The organism is Pseudomonas sp. 50_B, assembly GCF_017491625.1.
Classification (GTDB): Bacteria; Pseudomonadota; Gammaproteobacteria; order Pseudomonadales; family Pseudomonadaceae; genus Aquipseudomonas; species Aquipseudomonas danubii.
Window position 1 is genome coordinate 1 of sequence record NZ_JAFGYX010000192.1, and the last position, 313, is coordinate 313.

1 pseudogene is annotated in these 313 nt (G+C 66.5%); it reads right to left on the minus strand.

The features are described from left to right. Positions 1-313, minus strand: a pseudogene (locus J5M73_RS31570) (hypothetical protein); the annotation flags it as partial.

Sequence of the window (313 nt, forward strand, 5' to 3'; positions counted from 1 at the left end):
TCCTTGGTGCCCGCCTTGTCCAGGCGGTTTCTGTTGCGATCCATCCACTCGCCGTGGGGCGCATCCTTGATGATGTGCCGCTCTTCCTCGCGAAAGCCCCAGTAGAACGGAATGACCACGCTGCGGGCGGCGGTGCCATTGGCCGCGGCGGAGAATTTGCGCCGGTAGTACACCGCGTCGGGGTTGCGGGCCTTGCCGTCATCGTCCTCGGGCAGGCTGTAGCTGGCCGGACGCAGAAAGCCCGGGTTGCTCACGCCATTGGGCAAGGTCGGCGACATGTCCAGGCGCTCGTTGAGCCCCTCGCACAGGCCGC